We start from the raw sequence: 8,196 nt of genomic DNA, 5'->3' as shown, positions 1-8,196 counted from the left end.
CGCAACAGCCCAGCCCTAAAAAAGAAAAGCAGGAAATGATTAACAATTTCCCGCTTATCAGTATATATAGTAAATAAAAAATGAGTGCCCGAAAATTAGTCGTAGAATGCAGGAACATCCTCATCCTCAACAAAAACACTTTCTATCCGTGACCCGCACTCCTCACACACAAAAAAATCTTCCTGAATCCTCTTTTCATCATTTAATAGCTGCACGTAATCCAGAGGGGCGTTGCAGCAAGGGCAAGTGAACACTGAATGGCTAACTCTCGAAATGTATTCATGAACGTCTGTCATAGCGGTTGAATTTATATTACAAAAGTACCGGCTCTGCTTCTAATCCGGATTGATATAGATCACTTTATACCTTGATTGTCAACACATACTTACAAGCCTGATTAAGAGCCTCTGCATTTTTTTCAATGTTTAACCATCTTTTTTAGAAAAAACAAAAAACGCACTACCTTATCATTAAAATGTCAAAATCCTGACAAATTCGCTTCTAAAGTCAATTAAGCCCTACATTTGCACCCGAATGAACGTTCAATTGGAAACTTCCGGAGTAAAAAAGATTGCTATTTTCGAAAGCACTCTGCTTCTCGTAAAAGAACACGGCTTCCATGGCACCCCCATGAGCCGGATAGCAAAGAATGCAGGAGTGGCCGCCGGAACCATCTATCATTACTTCGACAGCAAGGATACCCTCATCAAAGAACTATATATCTATGTAAAGAACACACTTGCCGAAGCAATACTCCGTAACCATGATCCGGAAAAGCCTTACGACAGGGGTTTTCTGGATTTCTGGGTAAGCCAGTGCACTTTTTTCATCGAGCATCCGGCTTATTTGTACTTCCTGGAACAATACATCAATTCTCCGTACGCTAAACAGTTCCATGGTGCCGATAGCGAACTTTTTAAAGAGAAGATCAAACCAATCTTTACCTATGGAATTGAAAACGGGCTCATCCGGAAAATGGACTATGAACTTCTCGGACCTATTATCCACGGAAGTATCGTAGCTGCGGCAAAGCTCCATCTTTCAGGGCATCACGATTTCACAAGGGAAAGATTATACGGAATGGCTCAGGTGATATGGGATGGCATTAAGACACAGTCATAAGGACTGCAACATTTCTTATTAAGACATTGTTATGAATAAAAATATTACATCCGCTTCATACTCATTACTAAAACCCTTCAAATAAATATGAAATATAACAGATTAGTCTTACCCTTTCTGGTAAGTATACCCCTGCTGACCCCGGGTATAATCAAAGCCCAAACGCAGCAGGACTCCACCCTCCAGGGTGCCACGCTTCAGCAATGCATAGACTATGCACTGAAGAACCAGCCGCAGGTCAGGCAGTCGCTTATCGATGAAGAAATCGGTGAACGCGATATCAATTCAGCCCTTTCCGGCTGGCTTCCCCAGATCACCGGAACAGGATCCCTTAATAGCAATATCAAGCGTCAGGTAATGTTCTTTGGAGGCGAAACAGTTACCGTTGGAAGTAAATACACCTCTGTACTGGGAGCACAAGCCAACCAGCAGATCGTGAACGCAGGGTTGATTCAGGCTTCAAAAACAGCTAAATGGTACCGGCTTCAGTACAAACAGAATACGGAAAACAATCGCATTTCAGCTGTCGTGGAAGTAAGCAAGGCCTTTTATGATATCCTGACAAGCCAGGAACAGCTTAAGATTACCGACGAAAACATCTCCCGTCTTCAAAAGCAGCTAAAAGATGCTTACGCACAGTACGAAGGCGGACTGGTGGATAAGACTGACTATAAAAGGGCTCAGATCAGCCTGAGCAACTCGCTGGCCGATAAGAAAAGGATAACTGAGTTGTTAAAATACAAATACTCCTATCTGAAACAACTGATGGGTTATCCAGCCGAGAAAGACATCTCTCTTACCTTCAGCAATACGAATATGGAGTCTGAAGCGTCTATTGATACCACCCAGCAGTTAAACTATCAGAACCGGGTTGAATTCAGGCAGGTTGAAACACAGAGAAGGCTGCAGGGCATCAATACCAGCTACAATAAGCTGGCTTACCTGCCCTCTCTTTCAGCAAACATCAACTACAACTGGAACTATTTAAACAACAATTTTTCCGACCTGTATAACGATCACTTCCCGAGCTCGGTTGCCGGATTAACACTCAGCATCCCGATTTTCCAGGGAACATACAGAACGCAGCAGATAAGAAAGTCACAGCTGCAGGAACGCCGCCTGGATCTCGATCTTCTTAATACCAAGAACCAGATCTACTCCCAGTACGAAGCTGCTCTCGCTACATATAAAGCGAACCTCAACGACTGGAGAACAGCGCAGCAGAACGTGGAACTTTCAAGTGAGGTCTATAATACGATCAAACTGCAATATAATGAAGGCATTAAGACCTATCTCGAACTCATGACGGCAGAGACCGACCTGAGAACAAGCCAGGTAACATATTTAAATGCCCTTTATAGTTTATTATCAAGCAAACTGGATTTACAACAAGCATTAGGAACCATTACCTTTCAACAATGAAAACGATCATGAATAAAAATTTAACATTCGCCTCTGTCCTTTTCGGATCTGCATTCATCATAGCCTGCGGAGGCGGTGACAAGAATAAACAACAGGGCCCTCCCCCGGCACAGGCAGTCCCCGTATCGGTATACACTGTGGCAAAGGAAGAGGTAAATGGGGTTGACACCTATCCCGGAACCGTTGTCGCTCTGAACGAAGTAGAACTGAGGGCAGAAGTTAATGGCTATATCACCGGCATCTTTGTCCGCGATGGCCAGGTAGTTTCCAAAGGCCAGAAGCTTTATGAAATCGACAGAAGCCGGTATGCTGCCGCTTACCGCTCGGCACAGGCACAGGTGCAAAGCGCTAAGGCTGCACTTGAGCGAACCAAAAAAGACTTCGAGAGATATACCCGGCTCGCACAGCAGGACGCGATCGCCAAACAGCGTGTGGATTATGCACAGGCTGACCTGCAGACTGCACAATCACAGGTAACTTCCGCTGAAGCAGCATTAACAACTGCCGCTACCGACCTGAAACGTTCTGTCATTGTTGCACCGGTATCCGGAAAAGTGGGGATTTCTCTGGTAAAACAAGGAAGCCTCGTATCGGCTGGTTCAACCCTCATCAACACCATCTCTTCTCCTAACCCGATTGGAGTGGATATCTTCGTGAACCAAAAAGACATTCCTTACTTTACCCGTCTGCAAAAAGGAGCTTCTTCTTCTTTCAATATCATTCTTGCGGATCAAACGAAATATAACGCCAGCGGAAAGATCCTGGCTGTTGACCGCGAAGTAGACCCTCAAACCGGTACGATCCGTGTCAGGGGAAGCTTCCCCAATGCATCAGGCAATCTTACAGCAGGGATGACCGTTACTGTTGAGGTACCAAATAAACAATCCGGTGAACAGATCGTCATTCCTTACTCTGCCGTCACAGAGCAGTTAGGGCAATTCTCGGTATTCGTCGTTGGAGACAGCAGCAAAGTATCGCAGCGTCCGGTTACACTGGGCATCAAAACTCAGGACAAAGTAGTGATCCAGGACGGCCTCAAAGAAGGAGAGACAATCGTCAGTGAAGGTACCATGAACCTGAAAGAAGGCGCTGTCGTGCAAACTGGTGCTCCTTCTGCCGCTGGTCAGGCACCCACTCAACCCAAGAAATAATTTAGCACAGAAACAGAAATCTCATGATATCAGAAGTATTTATAAGACGCCCGGTAACTGCCATCGTCATATCTATACTGATCGTCCTGGTAGGAGCCATAGTTATCACTACTTTACCGATCAGCCAGTATCCCAATATATCGCCTCCTACTGTTACGGTGACCTCCACTTACACAGGAGCAGACGCACAAACTGTTGAAAAAACGGTAACAACCCCTATCGAAAGCCAGATCAACGGAACTCCCGGCATGATCTATATGTCGTCCAACAGTACATCAGACGGCCGTTCTGCCATTACGGTGACTTTCGAGGTAGGTACCGATATCGACATCGCTACCCTCGACGTTCAGAACCGCGTGGGCATTGCCGAACCTGCATTACCGGAAGCCGTAAGACGCCTCGGTGTTACTACCCGTAAAGCAAATAACGACATCCTGATGGTACTGGGGCTTTACTCGCCCAAGGGAACTTACGATCAGAAGTTCATGTCCAACTATGTGAACCTTTATATCAGGGACGCTATCCTGCGTGTTCAGGGGGTGGGAGATGTGCAGGCCTTCGGTCAGCCCTTCAGTATGCGTGTATGGCTCGACGCCAATAAACTTGCGCAGCTGGGTCTTACACCCGCCGACGTATCAAGTGCCATACAGGAACAAAACGTCAGGGTCCCCGGAGGTACGGTCGGCGGCCCTCCCCAGCAGTCTAATCAGTCCTTCGAATTCTCCGTAGTATTAGATGGAGACCTTGACACCGAAGAACAATTCAAGAATATCATCGTCAAAACAGGCGCCAACGGGTCCATCGTATATCTGAAGGACGTTGCCCGGGTAGAAATGGGAGAGTTCTCCTATGCCACCAGGTCCAAGGTAAACGGAAAGGTAGCATCCATGATGGCCGTTAACCAGATGCCGGGCGGGAATGCAGTTGAAACAGCTAAGGGTATCTACAAAACCCTCGAAGAACTTAAAAAATCCTTTCCAAAGGATCTTGACTACGTGGTCAGTTACGAAACGGTCTCTGTAATCGAAGCCTCCATCAGCGAAGTAATTCATACGCTCGTTGAAGCCCTGATCCTCGTGACAATTGTGGTATTCTTCTTCCTGCAGAGCTGGAGGGCTACCCTGATCCCGATCCTGGCTATCCCGGTATCGATCATCGGAACCTTCATCTTCTTCACCCTGTTCGGTTTCTCCATCAATACTCTTACCATGCTGGCATTCGTACTGGCGATCGGGATTGTGGTGGACGATGCGATTGTGGTGGTAGAAGCCGTGCAGCACTATATAGATCACGAAAAGCTCTCAGCGAAAGAAGCTACAAGGAGAGCGATGAAAGACATTACAGCTCCGGTTATTGCAATCGCACTCATCCTGGCTGCGGTGTTCGTACCGGTAGGCTTTATCCCGGGAATGGTGGGACAGTTGTACCAGCAATTCGCCATCACCATTGCAGTATCGGTAGTGCTCTCTGCTTTTGTCGCACTGTCTCTTACGCCTGCATTATGTTCCCTCCTTCTGGTTCCTATGAACCTCAACAAGGAGTCCAAAGGGATCAACCGCTTCTTCTTTAAGTTCAACGTATGGTTCCACCGTACGACCAATAAGTACTCGGATGGAGTGAAATGGGCAATCAGGAAAGCTCCTTTGGTGATGATCATCCTCCTTTGTATCTATGTAGGTGCTTTCGGGCTTTTCAGGGCAAAATCAGCAGGATTTATCCCCACTGAAGACGCCGGTATATTCCTGATCGGGGCAAGTCTCCCTGAAGGTGCTTCCGGAGCCCGCACCGATGCATTCCTTACAAACATCACTGAAACCGTTCAGAAGCAAGTACCAGAAGTTAAAAACATCACCTCTATTGCGGGGATCAACATCCTGAACAGGGCCTTTAAATCCAATGCAGGTACGTTCTTCATTCAGCTTGTGCCATGGGAGGAAAGAACCCGTACGGTCTCCGAAATTATCGGACAGGTACAGGGAATGCTGGCAGGAAATAAAGAAGGAAATATTATGGCGGTTTCTCCTCCCGCAATTCCCGGCCTCGGTATAAGCGGTGGTTTCAGCTTACAACTGGAAGAACAGGGCTCAGGCGGAGATATCAGGAGCTTTATGGGAGCAGCCTATAAATTCCTTGGAGCTGCCAACCAGCGCCCCGAAATAGGAATGGCATACACCCTCTTTAACGCCAACACCCCCAACTATCAGCTCTCGGTAAACCGTGATCAGGCTAAGAAAATGGGAGTATCCGTTGGAAGCATATACAGCACCATCTCCAGCTACCTGGGAAGCAGTTACATCAATGACTTCACCCGGTACGGAAGAAATTTCCGCGTAGTAACCCAGGCCGACACAACCTACAGAAGTCATATTGAAGATATCAATAAACTGTATGTCAGGAATGTCTCCGGGGCAAACGTTCCGCTGAGCGCATTGGTTTCCTATAAAATGGTTGAAAATCCTTCTATCGTCAACCACTATAATCTCTTCCGCTCGATTGAGATCAGCGGTAGTTCGAAACCCGGGTATAGTAGTGGTGACGCACTGAATGCTCTTGAAGAAGTGGCGGCTCAAACCCTTCCGGCAGGTTATACATATAGCTTCTCAGGACTGAGTTTACAGGAAAAGCAGGCAGGGAACAAGACACTTATGATCTTTGCTCTTTGTATCGTTTTCGTATTCCTGCTTCTGGCAGCGCTTTACGAAAGCTGGTCGGTTCCTTTCTCTATCTTATTATCCGTGCCCCTGGGGGTATTCGGGGCTATCCTCGCCCTGATCTTCCTTCCTAAGCTGGATAATAATATCTATGCTCAGATCGGGTTGGTAACGCTGATCGGTCTGGCAGCGAAAAACGCTATCCTGATCGTGGAGTTTGCGAAAGAGCGTGTGGATTGGGGTATGGAGCTCGTGGCTGCAACAATAGAAGCCGTGAAGCTCAGGCTAAGACCAATCATCATGACGTCCCTTGCCTTTATCCTCGGTATTATCCCGCTAATGCTTTCATCAGGAGCGGGCGCGATAGCACGTAAGACTATCGGCTGGACAGTTTTCGGAGGGATGCTTGCAGCTACACTGCTTGCCATCTTCATCGTTCCGGTATTGTTTGTGCTCATTACACGCTTCGCTTACGGGAAAGAGAAACTCGCCGAACTTCAGGCAAACTATCACCCGGAAGAACACCAGGACACTTTGCATACGAGCGAAGACGGAGACGAAGGAAATCTCTGATAACATTTAAAAATAACGATTAACAAACGGCAGAAGCTCCTCTAAGGAGCTTTTGTCGTTTGTTAAATATACTGTCCTGCCCCCTCCATCCCTCCAGGAATCAGCTCCTCTCATTTCAGCGCAGCCTCCCGGAATTGTATAAACCGGCAATAATTTCAAAAACCAGTAGTTTATTAAGATGGGAACTCCGCAATGGCATAAGCAACCGGACAGCCCCGCCGTATTAATTTTTTAATATATTCGTGGTATAAATGGATCAGGTAAATCTAAAAAGACTGGCAAAAGAACTTAACCTGGCTGTTTCGACTGTATCCAGAGCTCTAAGCGACAGCTACGACATCAGTATCGAAACAAAGGAGAAAGTAAATGCACTTGCCAAAAAGCTTAATTACCATCCCAACCCGTATGCAAGAAGCCTGAGGAAAAGAAGCAGCCATACCATTGCCGTTATCATTCCCGAGATCGCTAACAACTTTTTCTCACTGGTGATAGATGGAATCGAGGAGGTGGCACAGGCAAATGATTATCATGTACTGATCTATCTCACCCATGAAAATCACGTAAAAGAAGCCGCTTTCGTCAGGCACCTGATGAGCGGACGCGTAGATGGAGTGCTGATGTCTCTTGCCAGTGAAACAGATGACATGAGCCATCTTTACGAACTCACAGAACAGAATATCCCGGTCGTATTCTTCGACCGCGTCTGTGACGATATAGATACTGTAAAAGTCACAACAAACGACTACGAGAGTGGTTATCTTGCCACAAAACACCTGATTGAAAGGGGATGCACGAATATCAGCTATCTGGCTTTCTCAGGAAACCTCTCGATCGATCAGAACCGCAAACAGGGCTATCTGGATGCCCTCGAAGACCACCATATCCCCGTAAAAGAAAGCAGTATCCTTCTTTGCAGTAATGACGACAAGGAAAATAAGAAGAAAATGAGGAATCTTCTTTCATCTGAAGTGCCGCCGGACGGCATTTTCGCATCCGTAGAACTTCTGGCCATTCAGTGTTATGAGGTATGTAAAGAGCTGGATCTCCAAATCCCCCGGCAGGTAAAAGTGATCAGCTTCTCCAATCTCCGTACCGCCTCCCTGCTCGCTCCTCCTTTGACAACCATCACCCAGCCAGCTTTCGACATCGGAAAACAAGCCGCGTCAGCCCTCTTCCAGGCACTCGGCAAAAAAGCAATCAAACTAAGCGATCAAAAGATCATGCTGACCTCGTCCCTCATCGAGAGAGAATCCACAGCGATTGAAGGCTGAAAGCCT

General features: G+C 46.8%; 5 protein-coding genes. All 5 read left to right on the top strand.

The genetic code is table 11. The features are described 5' to 3' along the window. Positions 1–534 precede the first annotated feature (534 nt). Positions 535–1,122 (top strand): TetR/AcrR family transcriptional regulator, encoded by a 588-nt coding sequence (locus tag DDR33_RS20220; RefSeq protein ID WP_109417623.1) that lies wholly within the window; start codon positions 535–537, stop codon positions 1,120–1,122. Positions 1,123–1,209: 87 nt separating this feature from the next. Then, on the top strand, positions 1,210–2,544 hold the full coding sequence (locus DDR33_RS20215; RefSeq protein ID WP_109417622.1) for a TolC family protein: 1,335 nt from the start codon (positions 1,210–1,212) through the stop codon (positions 2,542–2,544). An 8-nt stretch (positions 2,545–2,552) separates the two neighbouring features. After that, positions 2,553–3,695, top strand: a complete 1,143-nt coding sequence (locus DDR33_RS20210; RefSeq protein ID WP_109417707.1) for an efflux RND transporter periplasmic adaptor subunit — start codon at positions 2,553–2,555, stop codon at positions 3,693–3,695. A 23-nt stretch (positions 3,696–3,718) separates the two neighbouring features. Next, positions 3,719–6,919 carry an efflux RND transporter permease subunit gene (locus DDR33_RS20205; RefSeq protein ID WP_109417621.1) on the top strand — a complete coding sequence of 1,067 codons (3,201 nt, stop codon included), beginning with the start codon at positions 3,719–3,721 and terminating at the stop codon, positions 6,917–6,919. 251 nt (positions 6,920–7,170) lie between these two features. After that, the gene (locus DDR33_RS20200) at positions 7,171–8,190 is read left to right on the top strand and encodes a LacI family DNA-binding transcriptional regulator (RefSeq protein WP_109417620.1); all 1,020 of its coding nucleotides are present in this window, start codon (positions 7,171–7,173) and stop codon (positions 8,188–8,190) included. Positions 8,191–8,196: the final 6 nt, after the last annotated feature.

The organism is Pararcticibacter amylolyticus (assembly GCF_003130405.1).
Taxonomy (GTDB): domain Bacteria; phylum Bacteroidota; class Bacteroidia; order Sphingobacteriales; family Sphingobacteriaceae; genus Arcticibacter; species Arcticibacter amylolyticus.
This window is presented reverse-complemented; position numbering and strand designations above follow the sequence as displayed.